The sequence below is a fragment of the Paenibacillus sp. J31R122 genome, from assembly GCF_056269185.1.
Genome location: NZ_JBWDNM010000009.1, coordinates 21769 through 42395 on the forward strand (window position 1 = coordinate 21769; position 20627 = coordinate 42395).

Consider the following 20627-nt stretch of genomic DNA (forward strand, 5'->3'; position numbering starts at 1 on the left):
TAGCTTCCCGTTTTCTGTTTACCGAAGCTCAGGCAGAAGATCAGATTCAATAGTATGGAACTCGTACCCGTTCTGAAGATAGGTTTCGTAGTAAACCTTTCCGTTGCGGTAATACATCAAGTCTTCTAAATGGAAGCCGCCCATCAAATTCAACTTCTCTACTCCGCTGCTGCGCTTTTCGTGCACACAGCCCAGCTTGTAGATGCGGGAACCCTCATCAACGCCCAGGGCGTAGCGAATAAACTCGCTCTCGCCATCGCCGAATAAATATTTTTCCTCATGACGATGCTCATGCGTATAGTCGAATAGTCTAATGTTTATTGTCGCATTATCTTCCAGAGTCCGATAAAGCCGATTGAACAGCTCATCTCGTGTTAAAGCCTTCTGGTTGCTGTAAGCTACGGATACGTTAGCCCGCTGCAGCAGCTCTCCTTCGAACGTCTGGGCGAATGGCTCAGCCGTCAGAATATGCTTGCGGCATACGTCGATCAATCGCTCGGTAAGCTTATCGCTGCTGCTTGCGAGCTGCTCCGTCACGCTGCCGATATAGCGATCTTCGAAGAAAATCGAGGCTCCTCGTTTTTCTTCAATATCCTTCATAACGCCATCGGTTACCCGCTCATAATAATCGAATACGTTCTGCCCGATATAATCATCGGCCATGCGAATGCTTTGAAGAGCGGCTGCTCTAAGCTCCTCCTCCAGCATATCCATCTGCTGCACTTGGAGCCGATATGGCCCATGGAGACGCTCCAGCTCGGCCGCGAAGCGCCGATATAGCGCAAGCTCCATCTCAAGCTGCAGGATCTGCCAGTGCATACGATATACGGTATCGAAAAAGACGCGAATAAAGGAACGCATATTTTGCTTATCCAAAAGCGGTATACGCTTAAACTTTAAATCCTCTGCTCGAGCTGCTTGGCAGCGTTCAAGCTCTTCCCGCGCCATATCGATCTCTCTTACTAAATCACGCATTCTAGCGCGAACGCCTTCCTGCACGCTGCCGTCCTCATTTTTCTCGTCCGTCCATTCCGACAACTGATAGAAACCGATATTCGAACGTCCTTGCTTATTTCGGGAGATGGCTTGGTACAGCTCCTCAGACACTTTTATATGACTAAGACGTTCCTCCGCGATACGAGTGAATTGATTTTGGAAGAAAGAAGCACAGCCATCACCGAACAACGCGGCCTCCGCCTCACGCAGCGTCATGCGCTTCAGCTCATCGTAACGAATACCGCTCGTTAAGAGACCCATCATATCCGCAATTTTATCCTCACCTGGCACGATGCCGTTTACTCTTGCCTCCATCGTTGAAGCATCCAGTCCAAAGAAAGCAAGCTTCTCCTTTTCATTTAGCTCTGGCGCGCTCTTCAACCGCAGCTGAATTTGCATAAAGAAGTGATAAAGCACAGTCAAAGCAATCGAATAATTGGGACGTTTTACTTTAGACAGACCCGCAGAAACAAACCCTTGTCTGCCAGACTCGGACATCAGACTGTTCTTGAAGGACGAATTATTATAGATTCCGTCGTTCGACTGAACCTGGGCGTCCTTGCGTTTCCTATTCTTCAGCAGGACCGTATGGCAAATGATCTCATAGTTATCCTGCATGCCGTTAAGAGTAGCAATTCCCTTCTCATTACGGTCAGACAGCACATATACGAGATCGAATAAAGGAGAAGACTTGTGAACAACGGGTATCGCTAATCCATCGCTTGTAACCTGCAGGTTCGCAGAATAGCAATAATCCGGCCGCTGCAGCCGTTCAAGCTCACGTAAAAAGCTTATTCCGGCGGCGCCCGCATAACCAAACGTTTCCAACTGCTCACGTTCGTTAATTAGCGCGAACAAATCCATTTGCACCGATTTGAACAGCTGCAAAAATATAGCTTGCGCAAGCAAAGATATTTCTGGAACAACTATGTTCATCGGATCATCGACCCTTGTAATAACGGCTAGATGCAGCCGATCGAAGGATGCGTACAAGCGACCGTAATCGGCAATCTTATCACTGACCTGGCGCAGCGTCCGGTTTAAATCCGCAAGATGCTGACCCTCTTGATGGAAAGCAGCACCTATGTCTTTACGCACAGTTTTGTTATCGCTTTGAGCTGCGATAAGCCCGTTAAGCAGAGCCCGCATAACCTGCGGTGATTGAATGCCGCTATTCGATTCGCGCGATGCCACATGGACATACATAACACCCGCGTTATTGTCCCATTTCCATTCATTAGAATGCATGATAGGCTCAATCGCTTGCTCTGCCTCGTCGCCAATGAATAGAAATACGGTTGGATAGTGGATACTGCTCTGATCGTCATCCCGCCCGCTTATTTTCTGTTCGGCGGCCGAATAATCGGCCGCGAATCGATCGAGTTCTTTTCTCATAGCTATTTCAACTTTCTGCGAATTTCATTAAGCTTTGTCGTCATTTCTTTATAGAAACGATGCAGTTCCTCACCGTTAGCCAGTTCAACCTTCTCGTACTCCAGTCGCTCGCGCGCATCTAGGAATGTGCCAAACAAGCTCTCCAATTTATTTAAAAGCGGAGCCGTATCCTCCGAAGCCGTCAAGTCGGTCACTCTGCGTGACGCTTTACGCATCAACAAGCTGCGGCTCTTGTCATCCAGTCGACGGAAGCTCTCGAACACCTCATGCTCTACATAATTGCTGCTCTTCATCAAATTGGCGAAAGGAGCCCATGCCTCTTCCTCGGAATCGCGATCATACACGTAAAGCGCGCCTTTCTTACAGATCGTGTCCGTGTACAGCGCCTCAATAAACTGGTCTAGCCATTTATCCTCATCTTGATGCAGATTCAGCAATTGCTCAAGCTCAACGGCCTTGCTGCTGATTGACTCATATTTCGCCAATTCTTCACGGACGCGTCTCAGAAGCTCGGGAGAGCGAATCAGATTTTCCTGCGCAAGCTCCTCGGTAAAGCTGCCGAAAATATCCTTCGTCGTTTCAACCTCCAGCCCTTCCGCTAGAAGGCGCTTCAGCTCATTCAACGCTCGCTTTACCTCGCCTAAATTCGGCTTGGCTGAATTCAGCTGCATATTATATATTTTCAACTCAGCAGAAACGTCGAACGGCTTCGTAAACCTTACGGAATAACGGCTGCTAGTATTGCTGTCTACGCCCTTCTCCGCTATGATTCGGTAGCCTTCCGCTTGAACAAACTCTGCGCGAACCCGCGCGTTATAGCTTTGCACCCGTGAATTGACGTAGGTGTCGCCCCATGATTTCTCTGGGATTGGCGACGGAAGATACGTCCAGTTCACTCGATCAGTCTGCACCAAGTGACGGCCGATGCCTTCCTTGTCAAGGATCGTCCGCTCATAGCTTTCCTCATACACCTTAAGAGGGGTATATACGAATAAAGGTACACCATTTCTTGTGTTTAGCCAGAAAATCCGATTTTTCACTTCACTTTCCTTAATCGTGAAGTGGGATTTGCCCAACGCGTTGCTCTGGTAGTTCCGAATTCCCTTCAAAATGCTTGGCGCATGCACCGGTACCGATACGAAGCCCCAAGAAGGAACATGTAAATTTCCTGAGCTGTTGCTTAAATGGAATACCGGCACAGCTTCCTCATCCAGCTTGGTTGCGATATGACGCTCAACAAACTTCTCGATCGACTCGTCATTGCCGTATTTCATCACAAGGAAGTCTTCCATTGATTTCATAATCAAGTCACCGAATTTGTCGGTCAAAAACTCAGAAATCGAGCTTACGATATCAACTTCCTGTTCCTTCACCCATTGATTCGAATGGTCGAGCAGCTCCTGCGTAAAGTCGCGGATCAGCTCATCCCCATCCTTCTTATCCATTAACCGGCTGATGACATCCGAAATATCAGGAACACTGACGATATTCCAATAATAGGTTTTATTCCCTTTGTGATCAGCCTGCTCCTCCCCACTAGTAAGAAGATCACCGTTTTTGGCGAAAATAGAGTTGAGCACATTCAATATTTCCGTAAATACGCTATAAATCCGATTGTTCTCCGCATTAAGCAGCTGATGCAGATCCTCATAAAATTCAATTAACTGCTCCATACGCTCGACATCGGCAAGCAGCCAGTACTCATTGATTTTTGCTTCAATATAGTTGTTTTTCTTCTTGTCCTTGGATACGAAGGCGCTTTTGGCATCGCCCATCCGCTCATCCGCCTGATCTCTGGCTGCTTCAATTTCCTTCGGAAGCCGCTGCAGGTTCTCACGAAGCGTTTCAATATAAGAAAGCAGCATTTTCAGCAAGCAAAAGCCTTTCTCTGTATATAATAACCGAGACACATAAAATGGGCCTTGCTCCGGATGAAGGAAGGTACGGCGAATCTGTTCGGTAAACTGTCCGACAATCTCTCCCGGCAGCTGCTTCTTCGCCTTAATATATTCCTCGCGGGCACGAGCCAAAAAGTTTTGCTCCAGCTCGGTATCCATATTAACGGCCTGCATTTTAATGACGTTATTATAGCTTAGACGCTCGCTGTTCTCGTAACCAGGCAGCGGCTCAGGAATACGTGAATCGAAGGTTTTGCCCATGGTATCTAGATCGATGCCAAGCTTGCGCGCAAACTTCTCCACCTCATCTTGGGTGGGAGCCTTCTCGAACATTTTGTCCATTTTATTAAACAAGCGGTAAGCCAAATAAGTCGTCATTTCCTCAATCGGTAATACCGCCGAGGAAGCTCCGATGATATTATAGTCGTAGTTGGCTGGGTAAAGCTTGTTCATCTGTGCAATGTTCGTACGAATATTGCTTATATAATCATGAATAGCGAACTCTTCTCCGGACTGTTTATCCTCACTCGCCATAAAGTTCGTAATATTCTCGGCAGTAACGTTCATGCAGTAATCGTAGGCATTTTCAAGGAGCTTGCCCTCTGCATTCGTTGCCGATATGAGATGGCAGAGATTAAACGGCGGAAGCGGCGAATTAACGGACAAAATGCTGCCATACTGCTGCTTAAACCGCTCGCCACGACTGTCCACGTTCATCCAATAATCCAATTCCTTTAGCGCCGCGTAGCCATTCTTCTTAATATACTCACGAGTATGCTCACTCAGACTTTTGTTCGCTAGGTTGATATCCGGCGTAAACAAATAGCCCAGCGTGTTCACCCGATCAATTCCTGCGGAGCCATGATCACGTTCAATAATTCCTCTTACGATGTAGGAAATGTCGAGAAAACAGCCGCTTCCAGTACCGCCGGACAAGCCGGTCAGCAGAAATACCATCAGTTTTTTGTTCGTGCCGACAGATAACGTCTTGATCTTCTTATCGATGCTTTGCACGACTTGATTAATTTTCGTAAACAGCAGCAGCCGCCCAGCTTGGCGAACGCCAGCCGCGCCATTCATTCCGTCAGTAATGCTGAGCTCTGGGGACAGCCAATCGGTAATATACGGCTCCAAAATACTGCGGTTTTGCAGCAGCCCTCCAACTTCAGCGTTGGACAGCAGTACAAATTCGTTGATTGGATCTAAGCCGATCCCTTTATATTTTTTGTTGCGGTCCTGCTCATTTGTTTCAAACGCAAGAAACTCTACATTATCGGGCTTATCCCGTTTTCTCTTGGAAATAGGGTCCTCCGGCAGCTTGAAGCGGCGGTTTATCTGGTATTTTAAACGCAGTAGCGCATCAATACCTGTACCTCCGAGTCCAATAATGAGTATAGGGTTATCAATGGTATCGACCCGTATTTTCTCACTGACAATACCTCCGCCAAGTGATACATCCAACTGCTGAATATGCTCTCTTACAATCGGCTTCATATATTTCTACCTCCAGGGCTCTATTTAAACGAGAAATTCAATAAAGATTGTTTTGTCTATTTGTTGTAAAGGGACTACGATACGGTCTCCGCTCTTCAGCTCGAAATCGCTAGTGGCATTAATTGCCCGTCCTGACTTCTCAATCGTGCACGTTGAGCCGTTTTTCAGCAGAATCCGATCATTGTTACCTGGCCTGAAAATAATAGCTTCCGTCTCCTTCAGCTCCGGAGCGAGCTGCAGCAGCTGATGCAAATTAAACTTGCCTTTAAAATTTGTCAGCTTCTTATATTGCGGGGAGGTTTGATCCCCTGTATTCTCATCTCTGATTTCTATAATAAGTTGACCTACAAAACCGCGGTTCGCCTGCTTTAGCATCCGCTGTACATAATAAGCTGCCGCAAGTATAGCGGCAAGACCGAGAACGCCGGCAACGACCGGTACGATAGGAAAAGGTTTTTTCTCCTCGGCTGGCTGGGTCGGCGTTGTTTGGCCGGCTCCCCCTGCTTTGGCGCTAATCGTGATTGCTTCCGTCTCTCGGAAGAAGCTTTTCTCCTCGGCCTTTACTATAATTTCGTAATCATGCTTATCGGCAACTTTATAGGTTCCTTTAAAATGATCACCCGCATTCTCCATCTTCACTTCTTCTGTTTTTCCTGTATCCAAATCCTTGACGTGCATAACCGCGTTCATGTTGCGGTACTGCTCGCTATCTTTCAGCTTTTGTCCCCCGCTCATCAGATAAGAGCTGATATTTACCTTATCGCCCTTCGAGTAAGCAGTTGATGCAAGCGGGTCTATCGCCAAGCTCAAGTCATAGTTGAAAATTAAGTTAATATCGATTTTATCCTGACTTACACCTTTAACCTGTAGAGTCCAATCCCCTTCAGTCGGCTTAAGCAGCTTCATTAACGAATAGCTCTTCGACTTCGATAGCAGAACATCATCTGACGGAATCGAAACCTCCTTGCCGGAAGGGTCAAGCAGCTTCACCTCTACCGGCTTCTCGGACATAATCGAAATATTCGCTTCCAGAACATTAGCATTAGGAACAGCAATTTTCACATTCTGATAGCTTCCGTTGGCCGTGAAGGAATCAGCAGGAACAACGTTCAGATCCAGATGGCTCGCAAAAATTTCACTTAATATTTGAGGGAGATCATCCGCTGAATTCGTAGAAAATGATTTACCTCCGGTCTGATCCGATAGCTTAGCAAGTGCTTCCTTGTTCAGCTTGCCATCGGCATTTAATCCAATCGTATAAATCGGCAGTCCGCGATCATTCGCCTCTTTGAGCGCCTGCTCCATATCCTTATCGGATTCAGCCTGCGTTCTACCCGCTTTATCATCAAAATCATTATTGCCGTCGGCCAGCACGATGATCATCGGTTCATGTCCCGGATCTGCGCCGTCCTCTAATATTTGTACGGCTTCCTTCACTCCGACAGATATATCGGTGTATGAACCACGGTTTAATTCATCGATAAAACCCTTCAGATTCTCTTTATCTCCCGAAGACTTAATTTCAAGCAGCGCTTTCTCACGTTGTATTCTATCTGTATAGGCAACAATTCCTACCTGATCGCCCTGTGTGGAAAGCATGTCGATGAACATCTTCATCGCTTCGTTGCCGATTTTTCCCGGATCACTTTTACTCATGGAATGACTCACGTCGAGCACTAGCACCGCATCAATTTGCGAAGCGTTTGGCGCGGCATGCACCGTTGCCAAATGTCCGAACGGCAGTAATAATACGGATACCGCAACGATAAGATTTCGAGTGAAACGTTTTATTTGAATCATGATTATACTCCTTTGTGAAGGGACTGTCGGATAATCCGCCTTAGTCCATTAGTCGCTGTTAGTTATTGCTCCTGCTATGATGCTATACTATACAGTAAGTATACCTGATAGATTCCCATAAATCACTTTTACTGTAAGAGAGGAAACCCATATGGTTACATACGTCTGTCTAGGACTATTGTTTCTTTTTGTAGTTATTCGATCAGCTTCTTATTATTCTCGTCAGAAGAGAGCTCCGTCTCCCGAGCAGTTAGATAAGCAAGTGCGGTCCATTCTCAAGAAAGGGCAGCGTGAACAAGAATGAACAAAAAACTAGCGATTCAATTCAACCCCTTTATTAAAACACGTTATGCTTATTTGAAGCTTAAAATATGCCGCAAATGCGAGCACTTCACTGTTTTAGGTGAGGAGCAATGCGGCGTATGCGGCAAAAATTCTCTTATCAGTATCGATAAGAAAGCTGACATCCTGCTGCTGCGTTCCATGTGGAAGGCTAGAGGTATTGTCTTGCTGCTCTTGCTCCTTGGTCTGCTTTTCAGCCAGTCTCCCACTGAGATTGGAGCTTGCGCCGCAGGCGGCTTGCTGCTGCTCGCCCTCTTATGGGTTATTCAGAGGAAGACAGCCTCCTCCGAAAAGCTGCTGCTGCTGGAAAAGCTGTTTCAACAAGGGGCTTCCCAGCTGACAGCCGGCCTAACCGCTGACCGCGATGCTGCCATTGAAGTCTTTCAAAGCGGAAACAAGCCTCTCACGTATGAGATGCTTCGTGAAATTGGAGCTCTCGTTCAAACCGACCAGCTTCGAATAGAACAAATATTGCTGCTGCAAACCTTCATACTGCGCAAGGATATGGATTTGATGCTGGATCCGCTTCTAATGGACCACTTCAACCCTGACCTTGCCGAATATATAGGAGAGCTGTCGAAAATCAGACGAGATCTCCTTAAGGAAAAGGCATTCCGTTATGTGCTTATGTACGAAGCCCAAATTATTAAAATGGAAAATGGCGAAAGCATCCTGATCGGCGTTGCAGGGGCCGCTGTCCGAATGAAGCGATATGTGTTCATGTACCAGCATTTAGTAATGCGATATGCCCGCAATCTGCCTAAAGACCGCTTTCTCCGACTGTACCACATAGTTCTTAACAATCCCCATGCAAATTGGGGGCAATTATCTGAAGAAGTTCTTAAGATTTACAATGAAAAATACAAATGGGATGAAGATTTTCAAACTTTAAAGTAGCAAAATTATTTTGACTGTATTTCATACAATCAACGCCACTTCAAAAACGTTTTATTTGTCCCAGCCTGTATTTCATACAGGCTAATAACCTGTTACGTAGATAAAGAGCTTCAAACAACCTATTTGATTGTATCTTTTCCATTCAAACACATTAAAACATGGGAATATAAGCTGTTTGAATGTACAATATCCATTCTAATCGCCGATCTAACCTATATGCGTTAATTTAGTTTCACATTGTGAAACTAGTGAGCTGCTTTACACAAGTAGAGACGCATTAGTTTCAGAATATGCAGCTAATCCACCGGAAAGAGAGCGCGGATCGAGCTAACCCATTCCATTGACACTAAATTACAGCTGACCCTTTTGCAGCCTCATTTAAGTGCAAATATTGAAACTGCGCGGGCATAGCAAATAAGGCTGCGGACACAGAAGCGCATATTTGTGTGTATTCCCCTATTCGGAGATGCGCGCGTACAACAGATCCTTTATTTTTGTTAAAAGGATCAGATAGTCCCCGAATAAAGAGGAATAACAATAACGGAACCAGAGCCCGTTTGGCTCCATTTCGTTCACTGTTCCCAAGTCGCTAACTCCGTAGACTTTCTATACGGCACATTTTCGAGCAGGACAGTTATGTACAAACCACTTTTTTTGTCTTTATAGCTTGTTGCTTTTTTCAGAATTAAAACAGACATCTCTTATATATAAGCAAAACAGGCTATCCACTAAGGTTTCTATGCCTTGAGGGATAGCCGTTTTTTCCTACTGCTGCGCTGCCTTATCTCCCTCGCAGCCATCTGCTCCCGAACAATATGCCTTCAATGACCAAACCTAACACAAATCCGAAAATGATCGCCTGCAAAAAAACAAGGACGCTGATAATATCTCCCCAGCCCGTTATATCACGTGCGTATACAGCCATCATTATCAAGCCAACGGCAATGCCTAATGTAGAAAACAACCAGATCCAGCGAGTGCCGAGCCAGCCTGCAAAGTTCGCAATAAAAGAAATGATGACAGCCAGCAGCATAAAGCGAAAGGCGTGCGTAACTGTAAACGTCTGATATAAAACGCCGAAACGGAGGAGCCACAACAGCAGTGTAATAATTATTGATGATGCTGCAGTGAGTATCCACCATTGGCTGCTTCGTGCAGCCGGTATGAAACGCATAAGCGGATCCCCTCTCCAATGATTCACTATTCATATAAATAGTAGACGCATTAGCATTCAAAATAGTTTCTTTTCCGCGCTCCATCACCTTATGCAGCTTAACCAAGCAAACGAAAAAGGCCATATTTCTACAAGCAGTAGAAGTTGATGGCCTTTTACCTGGTAAACAGCTTATTCCCACGGATATTCGGTTAACAAATAATCGGCAAATTTTTCACTTTCTTCTCTGCGATGCTTCCGCATTTCTTTCCGGTACGCGGCGGTTTCATACAACTTCTTCTCTTCTTCTGTCTCCGGTATTACCTTCGGAGCGATTATCGGTCTATTGGTCTTTTCGTCCAACCCAACAAAGGTAAGAAAAGCGGTCGCAGCAATTTTCCTTCTCCCGCTTCGCAAATCCTCCGTAATGACCTTCACAAATACCTCCATAGAGCTCCTGCCTGTCCAGGTTACGAAGGATTCTAATGATACAGAATCAGTCGGCCTGATAGGAGATAAGAAATCAACGGAATCCGTAGATGCGGTAACGGCTGTGACCCGGCATAGCTTTGAAGCTGAGATCGAAGCAATGTCATCAATATACGACATCAAACGACCGCCAAACAATGTTTCATGATTGTTGACATCAGTAGGGAACACTCTAGAAATTTTAAAACAACGTGTTTCCTTCACATATTTCATATCTGTCATTATTCACACTACTTTCTTACCAGTTACATGCACTTCGACTATTTTCCCCAACTTCAGATCTGTTATGCTTCATTTTTTTCCATTATAGATAGAGTTTCTTCCATGATAGGGCTACAATAGAAAGAACTACATAAGCAATAGGAAGTGACAGCATATGAATTTTTCATGGAAACGCAACTTATTTGTTTTGTGGACAGGCGTCTTCTTTTGCAGCACCGCCTATACCATTTCAATTCCGTTCATCCCACTGTTCTTAAGCTCAGAGCTTGGCATAACGAATCATTTGGAAACTTGGTCCGGCATCTCCTTCGGCATTACGTTTCTAGCGAGCGCTTTAATTGCCCCTTTCTGGGGATCATTATCCGACAAATACGGTCGAAAGCCGATGCTCATTCGATCGGGCTTCAGCTTGGCCGTCATGTATTTTCTGACCTATTTCATTCATGATCCTTATTTATTCCTAGTTCTGCGGATCTTTCAGGGGCTGTTGGCCGGCTATGTTCCTGCAGCTATCGCTCTAGTTGCTACCAATACGCCGGAAGATAAATCCGGATATGCGCTTGGCATAATGGCAACCGCTGGAGCAACCGGCGGTATTATGGGACCGGTGGTCGGTGGGATCGTCAGCCATCTCATAGGTAATCGTGAGGCGTTTATTTTTTCCGGAATCGTTGTGATGGTCGCAGCTCTAATCGCCACGTTATTCGTGCATGAGAAAAAGTTCAATCGTTCAGCCGTCCGTTCCTCAATAAAAGAAGACATCAAGCACGCGTTATCCAATCGAGCCTTCGCGACTTTGATTGCTCTAGCTGGGTTAGCGACGTTCTCTGTCATGATTCTTGAGCCTTTGCTAACTGTATACGTCATGCAGCTTGGTGTTACTCCAAGCGAAGCGGCGTTAAAATCGGGTATTGTTTTCTCGGCCATGGGTATCGCAACGTTAATAGCTGCTCCGCAATGGGGTAAATTAGGCTCACGTATCGGCTTCTCTCGTGTATTGTTCATAGGGCTGCTTGGCGGAGGAATCGGCAATTGCCTGCAATTTTTCGTAAGCGGCTATGTACAGTTCGGTATTCTACGTTTTATGTACGGATTGTTCTTCGCCGGCGTCTATCCTTCCATCAATGCCATGATTGTCAAAGTGACGGAAAGTGAATTCCGCGGACGCGCATTCAGCTTGAACCAATCGGCCACTCAATTTGCGACAATGCTCGCGCCCATGATCGGTGGGGTGCTAGGAGGGATTTTCCCTATACGCTGGGTATTCGTCATTAATGGGGTGCTGCTTATTACGGCAGCCATTCTTGTACGCAGGCAGCTGCTGGAGGATAAGCTCAAAAGAGGAACAACAGTGACTTCCTAAGCTTTTACTCTTTGATTACCGTGTAACATACGGGGCTTAAGAGACAGACGAGAGCGCCATGGCGCCCATTCTGGGCGCACACAAAAACAACATTGTAGACAACTTGTCTACAATGTTGTTTCTAATTCATCAATATCATGCACTATAACCAAGAATTCCAGTGATGTACGACTATGAATAATAGGATGATAACCGCAGATAAAAAACACCGATCAATGATCAGTGATTTTTATCTGCGGTTTATATGGCTCAACCCCAAAATCAGAGCTTGATTACATGAAACCCTGTGCGGACGGGGCAGGGATAGGCAGGACAGAACAGAGTAGGGCAAGTCAGGTTATCAGGTTACTATCGTTCTAATTCGACTAACGTAAAGATATGGGCGTTTAGAATGGATATTGTCCATTCAAACACCTAATACTTCCATCCCCCATGTATTTGAATGGAAAAGATCCAATCAAATTGGTAGTTAGAAGCTCTTTTTTTGCGAAGCAAACGATTAGGTTGGATGAAATACAGTCTCAGTCGATTATATCGTTTTTGATGTAGTTTTGATTGGATGAAATACAGTCAAATACGACAAATGAAGTGTAGGCTTTCCTCACTTTCCGTAACCACTGATTTTGAGGTCGAGCGGTTTTTATTTGGAACGTTTATTAGTCTGTCCCTCTACGGCAACACGAATCAATGACTATTTCTAGCAGAATGTAATTCATGCTCATTTTGATGCAGCTCTTTCAGCATATGCTGATAGAAATTGCTCTCTTGCGAGCTTAGTCCTTGCTTATTATTTTTCTTAATCATCGTATCAATATTTCGTTTCAAAATGGCGCTCCGACGTCCTAACATGTCCGTATAACCCAAGTAAAATCACCCTCCAGTTTATGTCTTTCAATCGGTCTATTTAAGTATAGCGAATGTTCAAACAATTGAAAAACCGCCTATCCTAGCCTTTTCTTCGATAATGAGCGCTGAGAATGGATGAGATTTAACCACCCTAACCTATTCGAAAACATCCTGCCATATCCTCCATGTAACGTTATTCATCGCCATCATTAGGTCAAACTTTTACTACTTAAGTGGTATAATAAGAGGAATACAATCTCAGGAGACTAATTATTATGAACCCTACCTATACAATGGATGATACGCAGTGGAATATGCTCATTCAAGATGTGGCCGACAATTTCGATCAAAAAACGATAAATCGCGGGGCTCCTTATTTTAGACAAGGACGCGTACAGCAGATGACCCTACCAGAACCTCGATTGGTTCATGCGGTCGTAGATGGAACCGAGAGATACTCCGTTAAGATGAACTTGGACTTTTTTTCAATTAGTCATTGCAATTGCCCGGTTGGCAGGCCCTGCAAGCATATGTTTGCCGTTCTTCTCGCCTATGCCGATCTGCAAGAACGGTCTGCCCCTATGCTCATCAACGCCGCAGAATTTACCGCTCCTAAAATAATAAAGAAGCCTTCGCCACAAAATGCTGCCTATCAGCAGGCACTCCAAATAGCAGAGAAAAAGAAGGAAAATCAAGCGAAATTAAAAGAACAAGCAGACCGAATCCCGACCATGAGTGTTTCAGAATGGCATGAGCTGTTTGAGCTTTGCAGCTCCTCATTAGAAAATAACACTCGAAACAGCCAGTACGTCAAGGATGCTTTGGCATCTATAAAGAAATTAAAGCCTAAGCTGCCACCGGTACTGGACCAGCTTTTTACTCTGCATGCTCACCTCTTCACGCTTGAACAGGTCACTCAGAAAGCTGAAATTCCTGGATTCAACTACGGGTCTTATATGCTGTTCCATACGCATGTTGCTGCTTCAGATTTACAAAACTCGATAGAGATTATCTTCGCCAATATGCCTAACATAACTAGAGATTCCGAGCACTGGCCGTACGTCCTCGAAACGTTGACCTATTTGCGGAGGCAAATGTTGACGGAAACCCAGGAACGCACTTATTTTCTCAATCAGTATGATCAGCTCTGGAAAGAATGGCTTAATCCTTGTTTAACGAATGGTCAGATGTATGAAGAGGAATTACAGCTTTTGGTTGCAGCAGAAGCCGATCTAGGCACCGAGCTTTATCGCGCCCCATGGCTGTTAGCTCAGAGCTGGATGCATTTCTATTTATCGCAGGATCAAGAAGCTTGGACACTGTTAATGACCTTAAGCAATAGATTTAAAATACAGAGTGAGCATTTACTTGGATTCCTCTACGTTTTAGATGAAGCTGAGGAGTGGCAGCGGTTAAGCAAATGGCTGCCGGAAGTCGGCAACCTGATGGAGCACCGACGTGACGGCTTGAATGAGTATGCTGATTTTTGGGATCGTGCAATTGAACATTTTCCCGATGCTGAGCAGCAAATGTGGGAATCGCTAATCCAAATGCTGCCTACTTCCTATTATGTTTATGAAGTTAAACTGCTTTCTAGGGGCAAATGGCAGCAATGGATCGACTATCAATTAAGCTCAGGAGGTGAGCCCTTAGATTTTCGCGCCACTGTATTTGCGCCCATAGAAAAAAACGCACCTGAGGTGCTGCTGCCCTTTTATCATCAGGCCGTTGAGAGGTATGTCCTGCAAAAAAATAGGGACAGCTATAAAGCAGCTGTTAAGCTGCTAAAGCGTTTAGCAAAGCTTTACAAAAAAATGAAAAAAGAATCAACTTGGGAGCTGTTCTTCGACGCTTTTACCTTGCGCCATAGTAGGCTGCGTGCGCTGCAGGAAGAGCTGCGGAAAGGAAAGCTGATAGCATGAGTATGTATACAGAAACCATATCTGTCCACGTTGCCTTAAGTACGCAGGGTGATGCCCTTATTTACGGATCGACATTAATGAATGGCGATATGTCTGGTTTACAATTAAAGCATCGGTTATTTGCTTGGCACGAGCCTTCTTTCTACGGAACGGAGCTGGTCGTACAGCAGGTTCAAGATATCGAGCTCGTTATCCTTCCTGCCGAGCACGTCATTTCATTTTTCGCGGAATCCATTCTTCTGAGCCATTTGGAGTGGGTGTGGGATGGTGATGCCCCGCAAATCATACGACAAGCTTCCGTGCTGGCTGCATGTATCGACCAAAAAAAATATATACCCAGCTTCTCCTCCTTTCAGCAAGGCAAGCTGCAATGGATCTGGGATGCAGCTGCTTTAGATACGCAAGCTCTCGATTCGCTGACAGAAGCTAGCGGCGACGCTCGTTATTCAGAAGGTTTAATCGCGGCATTCTCTGCCGCTGTATTTCTTCGCTATTATGGAACGGAAGCTGCTTCTACCGATTTACGGAGAGAATTTCCACTCCTTTTCGCTAAAGCTGCCGCGAATATGGCAGGCTTAGATGAGGAAGCTTGGCTAGTTGCTATTGGATGGAAATCGGATATCGCGCCTTTTAGGCCGCTGCTGCAGCTGCTAGAGCCAGATGACATAGAGGCGGCTTGGCGACTTAAGCTTGTTCTGCAGGACAAGCAGGACGCTGCAGTACTTTCAGATATACGCATTGGTGAGGACGGCGCAGCATTTGGCTCCTGGCCCGCCGCATGGTCGGCACTCATACGCGAACGTTCTGCCGGTTGGCTGAATCATTTGCGGTCATGTCTGCCTGCCGAAAGATTAGCAGGTTCTAAGGAAGACTTACTCCACAGCCCTTTATCAGACGAAGCTGCTTGGAGGTTCTTAACGACAGACAGTCTTCGACTGTTAGATGCCGGTTGGCAGGTTCTTCTGCCTGCATGGTGGGAAGCAGCCAGTCGGAAGAAGCCTCGGCTGCGTGCCAAGGTCAGCTCGGGAGCAGGAGGCGGCGCAAGCCAATCACTGTTTGGACTGGATTCGATCATTGATTTCGATTGGCGGATTGCTATTGGTGAGACTGATCTCACCGAGGCTGAGTTTGCTGAGCTCGTTGCTCGCAATGAACGGTTGGTTCGTTTCAGAGGACAATGGATATCGCTTGACCCTTCCTTACTCGCCCAAATTCGTAAAGCGATGGCAAGCGTCGATCGTACGCAAGGCTTATCCTTTCAAGATGTGCTTCAGCTTCATCTGCTTGGGAACGGAGATGACACGCAAAATGCTGCGTCTGAGCCATCTCCGGAGGACTCGGCGCGAATCAAGCTTGAGATCGAGTTGAATGAGCATCTGCTTCAACTGATTAGCCAGCTCAGTCAACAGTCGCAAATGCCAGCTCTTCCGGTACCTGCTGGGTTGCGCGCAGATCTGCGTTCCTATCAGCACGACGGATACGCATGGCTTGTCTTTTTGCGTCGTTTTGGGCTTGGCGCATGCCTTGCGGATGATATGGGGCTCGGCAAAACCGTACAGCTTATTGCTTATTTATTGCAGCTCAAGGAATCGGCAGATACCGATAAGGTTACCAATCCTCCTTCTCTTATTATTTGCCCGACTTCAGTGCTCGGTAACTGGCAGAGGGAAATAAACCGGTTTGCTCCGTCAATTAAAATCATGCTCCACTACGGAAGCAAACGTCTTAGCGATGAGACATTTTATGAAGAGGCCAGTCAAGCAGATGTTGTCCTAACCTCCTATTCCGTATCAGCACTCGATCAGGAGCTGCTCGGCAATTACAAATGGTCTTCCATTTGCTTGGACGAAGCTCAAAACATTAAAAACGCTCAAACCAAGCAATCCTCTGCTGTACGAAGCTTCTCTGCGAAGCATCGTATCGCGCTTACAGGAACACCAATCGAAAACAGACTATCCGAGCTTTGGTCGATCTTCGATTTCATCAACCCAGGCTTTCTGGGCAGTGCGCATGGCTTTAACCAACGGTTCACTAAGGCTATTGAATTGGAGCACAACGAGCAGCGTACGGCTGATTTACAGAAGCTGGTCAAGCCGTTTATGCTTCGTCGCAAGAAGAAGGATCCCGCTATTCAGCTGGATTTGCCTGATAAAAACGAGATGAAAACGTATATTCATCTTACGGCCGAGCAAAGCGCCCTCTACGACCAAACGGTCAATCAGCTTATGGAGCGCATGCAAAAGCTTGAGGGAATTGAACGGAAAGGCGCTATTCTTGCCGCACTTACCCATCTGAAGCAGCTTTGCGATCATCCGATGCTCTTAACGAAGGAGCCTATCCCAGATCGAATCACTTCCGCAGAGGGTGAAGTGGATATAGAGACGTTAATCACACGCTCTTCCAAGCTAGAGCGGCTGCTTGCAATGGTTAAGGAGCTGCGGGAGGAGGGCGAGCGCTGCCTGATCTTCACGCAGTATATCGGGATGGGGCAGCTCTTGCAGCTTGTGCTTCAGAAGGAGCTGCAGGAGCCCGTTCTTTATTTGAATGGAAGCATCTCCAAATCAGCGCGTGACGTAATGATTGATAAATTCCAATCACATACGCTGCCGCCTGAAGAACAGCCTAATGTGTTTATATTATCAATCAAAGCCGGCGGTGTCGGTCTTAACCTGACAGCAGCCAACCATGTGTTTCACTTCGACCGTTGGTGGAATCCAGCAGTTGAGAATCAAGCTACCGACCGCGCATACCGTATAGGTCAAACCCGTGACGTGCAGGTGCACAAATTCATCTCGATGGGTACGCTCGAAGAGCGCATCGATGAAATGCTTGAGAACAAGCAGCAGCTTAGCGACAATGTCATCTCCAGCTCCGAAGGCTGGATAACAGAGCTTTCCACAGAGGCGCTTAAGGACCTATTTACTTTACGGAGTGATTGGGCGGGCTAATAACGGACATTCGGCTCGATAAATTAATAGAAACAAAAACAAACCCCGACCGCTTGCGGTTGGGGTTTTAATGAGGTGAATCAGGTGAATCACAGCTGCTAATTCCACCGTTTCAGCTTGTAAATATTTTTAGTAAAGAGGCCAGTCACGAATTTCGGAAAACCGAACTCCATTAGTTTCCCCTTTACCAATTCTCTCATCTGTTCAACAGTTAAGTCCGGCTGAGTAAATCGACCGTTCTCATAGCAATGACTGCAGTAGACTGTACTCTTTGAACCGTCAGTCTCCATTCCGCCGCCTTTCTCATCCTTCGACAGCGGCATACCACAGCTCTGACAATTTTTATAGGCTTGTCCCATCAATTAACCTCCGCGAGTAAAGTTATTTATACTTAAAACATAACATGTTTCCATAAACTAAATCCTTTCCGATTAAATTCTCTCAATGGTTAGAAAGTAGCCTCTTCGCGTATCATTTAGCAAACTGCAAAATCGCTATAGCAGCCCGTTCCCGTCGTTCCACGTCCTCGCTTCGCATAGCTATTCTCAAAATTTCTAACGCATCCTCAATCGTCTTGCTATCCACCATCACTGGAGCACTTGTCTCTTGTGCATTCTCCATCGGTTTAGTCATCCAATGCTCCAATTGTTCAACAGACACAGGACGTTCGAACCTCGTAATCGCTCCCGGCTTATCTAGAAATTGTTGCAGCTCCTGCGTTAGATCTCCTCGCATAACACTCTTCAACCAAGTCACGCCTCGCCGATGGCACATAACGTTTTCCGCATTGTCCAGCCGATCTATGTAATAATAATCGCCAAGATCTCCGAGATGGACCCATTCGTCATGCTCAACTAACAGATAATCGCCGTCCTGCATCATATGTACGAAGGTGCTGACCTCCTCCGATCGATCATTCAGCTCCTGATCCTTGTACTGATATACCTGAGTTAATCGCTCCTTAAGTTCATCCTTGCTGACATTGTCCAAGTCCCCTATATCCGAGCAGCCAATAGATACAAAATTGTCCCTCAAGAACTCTGTCATTCCGTCCTGCCCGCTAAGGTCTGATTTCATTTTAAATAGATGCATGGATCGTCCCTCCACTATCAGTAATTCTATTTGAAATCGATCTCTATTTGTCTAGTTTATCATCGTCCTCCTAGGGTTAACAGCTCTGTCACCTTTCTCTCTGAAGATTAGTCACCTCAACAATTAATTACTCAAAATATATACGAACTAAAATACAAAAAACCACAACCTAAAATGAACTGCACCTCCAATGTTAGATGGTGTCTAACAATTGGGGTGCAGTTCAAAACGGTTGTGGTTTTTGTTGATAGAGACGAAACATGATTGTGCAGAACCACGATTCGCCTCGACATGATACTAAAGAGTTACACTTAGAATTTGTAGCTTTTTATTACTCCTGACCTAAGTAAACGACTTTTGAAGCTTTTCCGATTGGAGGCAAGCTTTTCGTTAGTGCAGGGCTATAGAAAGCGAGAACTTTCCCATCCTTTTTCAATTCGCTTTTCTCCAGCTTTTTACCGTCTTTATCGACTATGATAGTCTCCGGCTGAATCATTAATACAACTTCAGTTGGTGATCCCTCTGTCATACCGAGCCCTTTAACCACAATACTCGTGTTGCCTTTATCATCAACCTGTACCTCTTGGATCGCTCCGGATGTTCCAATATTATCTGCTGCTTCCGTACCTGATTGAACGGTAATTTCGTAAGCGTACGTTTGTCCAGGCAAGCTCATTGTCATAGCTAGACTGTGCACAGCTTGAATATCCATACCGAGCGACAAATCTTTAAGCTCAATCTTCTCGCCATCAGCGTTGCGGATGACCGTTTTCTCGTCAATATTAAAAATCAAGCCTTCCGTACCTGCTCCATCTATGTGTATGGATTTGTAGTCTTCTTCGTTATTAATGCCCGTTATAACGCCATTTCTGGTCATTGTCTTAGCTTCCTCCGTTTGGGAAACAATGGTCACTTGGCTGCCATTCACTGATACTTTTGCCTGCAGCACTTCACTAAAGAAATTAGAAGGGACATATAAGTTACCCCCTTTAATTACTGGTGCAGAACCGAGGGGCTTGTACATTTTGTTAATCGTATAATTGTCCTTGCCCGTCTGAACGAGCGTCCAGATCGGAAATTTCGAATGAGACAGTTCTGCTGACCTGTTCTCTACGTTCCATTTGATTTCGAATCCAAGTGCTTCTGATAATTCGCGCAGCGGCAGCATAATTTGCTGGCTGTCCTCATTTAGAAATCCTGTATTCAAAGCATCCTTACCGTTAATCGTGATAGCATATTTAATAGCTGACGAATTGATAACCGATTCTTGTCCAGCCACAGGCACAATATCCGTGCTTGGCGCCGCATAAACAGCTCCCCCCGACACGACCATTGTCGCTACTAGAATAGTTGCTGCTTGCTTTTTCAGTTTCTTCTTCATGCTTATCATCCTCTCTTGTTGTTAAAAATATGACTACTATTCTATTGACGTAGTAAACCATCAAGATGTTCCAACATTTTCATAAAAGTAAAAATCCCCGATGCATTTATACTAGTAACTCGTACTTCTTTCTACATCACATTTCCCTATCTTACTGGATGTTATACCTATTAAAACCTGCACTAATCTCCATCGCAGGCCGAAGATCATTGCAGGTCATCACCGTTTGGATAATCTGATTTATAGCCGCGATAGCCAGATTTTTACAATCAAATAAGCTGGAAATAAACAAACGGCCAGCGGGCTTCCGTTTTTAACGAAATAACTCGCATGACCGCTTGTTTGTTAGCTTCCTTTGTTCACGGAAAGCTGTTTTATCTACCTTAGCA

13 protein-coding genes are annotated in these 20627 nt (G+C 45.6%); 4 read left to right on the forward strand and 9 right to left on the reverse strand.

Translation table 11 applies throughout. The features are described from left to right. Positions 1-18 precede the first annotated feature (18 nt). From AC0YN7_RS15965 to AC0YN7_RS15975, 3 genes are read right to left on the reverse strand one after another with little or no spacing between them, the layout of a single operon-like run. Positions 19-2391, reverse strand: a complete 2373-nt coding sequence (locus tag AC0YN7_RS15965; RefSeq protein ID WP_475811013.1) for a transcription initiation factor TFIID — start codon at positions 2389-2391, stop codon at positions 19-21. 2 nt (positions 2392-2393) lie between these two features. After that, on the reverse strand, positions 2394-5783 hold the full coding sequence (locus AC0YN7_RS15970; RefSeq protein WP_475811014.1) for a tubulin-like doman-containing protein: 3390 nt from the start codon (positions 5781-5783) through the stop codon (positions 2394-2396). A 24-nt stretch (positions 5784-5807) separates the two neighbouring features. After that, positions 5808-7583, reverse strand: coding sequence for a vWA domain-containing protein (locus AC0YN7_RS15975; protein WP_475811015.1), 1776 nt, complete (start codon positions 7581-7583; stop codon positions 5808-5810). A 300-nt stretch (positions 7584-7883) separates the two neighbouring features. Here AC0YN7_RS15975 and AC0YN7_RS15980 point away from each other — a divergent pair, with 300 nt between their 5' ends. Further along, the gene (locus AC0YN7_RS15980) at positions 7884-8822 is read left to right on the forward strand and encodes a hypothetical protein (protein WP_475811016.1); all 939 of its coding nucleotides are present in this window, start codon (positions 7884-7886) and stop codon (positions 8820-8822) included. A 781-nt stretch (positions 8823-9603) separates the two neighbouring features. On the opposite strand, the gene AC0YN7_RS15985 is transcribed toward AC0YN7_RS15980, so the two are convergent. Both AC0YN7_RS15985 and AC0YN7_RS15990 read right to left on the reverse strand, forming a co-directional pair. Next, the gene (locus AC0YN7_RS15985; RefSeq protein WP_475811017.1) at positions 9604-9996 is read right to left on the reverse strand and encodes a hypothetical protein; all 393 of its coding nucleotides are present in this window, start codon (positions 9994-9996) and stop codon (positions 9604-9606) included. Positions 9997-10167: 171 nt separating this feature from the next. Beyond that, on the reverse strand, positions 10168-10686 hold the full coding sequence (locus tag AC0YN7_RS15990) for an acyl-CoA thioesterase (RefSeq protein WP_475811018.1): 519 nt from the start codon (positions 10684-10686) through the stop codon (positions 10168-10170). Positions 10687-10840: 154 nt separating this feature from the next. Here AC0YN7_RS15990 and AC0YN7_RS15995 point away from each other — a divergent pair, with 154 nt between their 5' ends. Beyond that, entirely contained in the window at positions 10841-12049 is a 1209-nt protein-coding gene (locus AC0YN7_RS15995) for an MFS transporter (protein WP_475811019.1), read from the forward strand. Positions 12050-12733: 684 nt separating this feature from the next. On the opposite strand, the gene AC0YN7_RS16000 is transcribed toward AC0YN7_RS15995, so the two are convergent. Next, complete coding sequence (locus AC0YN7_RS16000) at positions 12734-12874, reverse strand: hypothetical protein (RefSeq protein ID WP_475811020.1); 141 nt, start codon at positions 12872-12874, stop codon at positions 12734-12736. A gap of 296 nt (positions 12875-13170) precedes the next feature. Between AC0YN7_RS16000 and AC0YN7_RS16005 the strand changes: the two genes are divergently transcribed. Together AC0YN7_RS16005 and AC0YN7_RS16010 are read left to right on the forward strand one after the other, a co-directional pair. Beyond that, the gene (locus tag AC0YN7_RS16005) at positions 13171-14817 is read left to right on the forward strand and encodes an SWIM zinc finger family protein (RefSeq protein WP_475811021.1); all 1647 of its coding nucleotides are present in this window, start codon (positions 13171-13173) and stop codon (positions 14815-14817) included. Further along, the gene (locus AC0YN7_RS16010) at positions 14814-17765 is read left to right on the forward strand and encodes a DEAD/DEAH box helicase (RefSeq protein ID WP_475811022.1); all 2952 of its coding nucleotides are present in this window, start codon (positions 14814-14816) and stop codon (positions 17763-17765) included. The genes AC0YN7_RS16005 and AC0YN7_RS16010 overlap by 4 nt, the downstream gene beginning before the upstream one ends. Positions 17766-17863: 98 nt before the next feature. Here the strand turns inward: AC0YN7_RS16010 and AC0YN7_RS16015 are convergent, their stop codons facing one another. From AC0YN7_RS16015 to AC0YN7_RS16025, 3 genes are all read right to left on the reverse strand, one after another. Continuing rightward, a complete protein-coding gene (locus AC0YN7_RS16015) occupies positions 17864-18124 on the reverse strand; it encodes a zinc ribbon domain-containing protein (RefSeq protein ID WP_475811023.1) in 261 nt (86 codons plus the stop codon). A gap of 112 nt (positions 18125-18236) precedes the next feature. Continuing rightward, positions 18237-18857: a hypothetical protein gene (locus tag AC0YN7_RS16020; RefSeq protein WP_475811024.1), complete on the reverse strand. Its 621-nt coding sequence runs from the start codon at positions 18855-18857 to the stop codon at positions 18237-18239. Positions 18858-19188: 331 nt separating this feature from the next. Next, positions 19189-20238 (reverse strand): copper amine oxidase N-terminal domain-containing protein, encoded by a 1050-nt coding sequence (locus AC0YN7_RS16025; RefSeq protein ID WP_475811025.1) that lies wholly within the window; start codon positions 20236-20238, stop codon positions 19189-19191. Positions 20239-20627 lie beyond the last annotated feature (389 nt).

Coding starts and splice junctions, on each gene's coding strand:
- AC0YN7_RS15965 (WP_475811013.1), bottom strand. CDS start 2,391: ATGAGAAAAGAACTCGATCGATTCGCGGCCGATTATTCGGCCGCCGAA.
- AC0YN7_RS15970 (WP_475811014.1), bottom strand. CDS start 5,783: ATGAAGCCGATTGTAAGAGAGCATATTCAGCAGTTGGATGTATCACTT.
- AC0YN7_RS15975 (WP_475811015.1), bottom strand. CDS start 7,583: ATGATTCAAATAAAACGTTTCACTCGAAATCTTATCGTTGCGGTATCC.
- AC0YN7_RS15980 (WP_475811016.1), top strand. CDS start 7,884: ATGAACAAAAAACTAGCGATTCAATTCAACCCCTTTATTAAAACACGT.
- AC0YN7_RS15985 (WP_475811017.1), bottom strand. CDS start 9,996: ATGCGTTTCATACCGGCTGCACGAAGCAGCCAATGGTGGATACTCACT.
- AC0YN7_RS15990 (WP_475811018.1), bottom strand. CDS start 10,686: ATGACAGATATGAAATATGTGAAGGAAACACGTTGTTTTAAAATTTCT.
- AC0YN7_RS15995 (WP_475811019.1), top strand. CDS start 10,841: ATGAATTTTTCATGGAAACGCAACTTATTTGTTTTGTGGACAGGCGTC.
- AC0YN7_RS16005 (WP_475811021.1), top strand. CDS start 13,171: ATGAACCCTACCTATACAATGGATGATACGCAGTGGAATATGCTCATT.
- AC0YN7_RS16010 (WP_475811022.1), top strand. CDS start 14,814: ATGAGTATGTATACAGAAACCATATCTGTCCACGTTGCCTTAAGTACG.
- AC0YN7_RS16015 (WP_475811023.1), bottom strand. CDS start 18,124: ATGGGACAAGCCTATAAAAATTGTCAGAGCTGTGGTATGCCGCTGTCG.
- AC0YN7_RS16020 (WP_475811024.1), bottom strand. CDS start 18,857: ATGCATCTATTTAAAATGAAATCAGACCTTAGCGGGCAGGACGGAATG.
- AC0YN7_RS16025 (WP_475811025.1), bottom strand. CDS start 20,238: ATGAAGAAGAAACTGAAAAAGCAAGCAGCAACTATTCTAGTAGCGACA.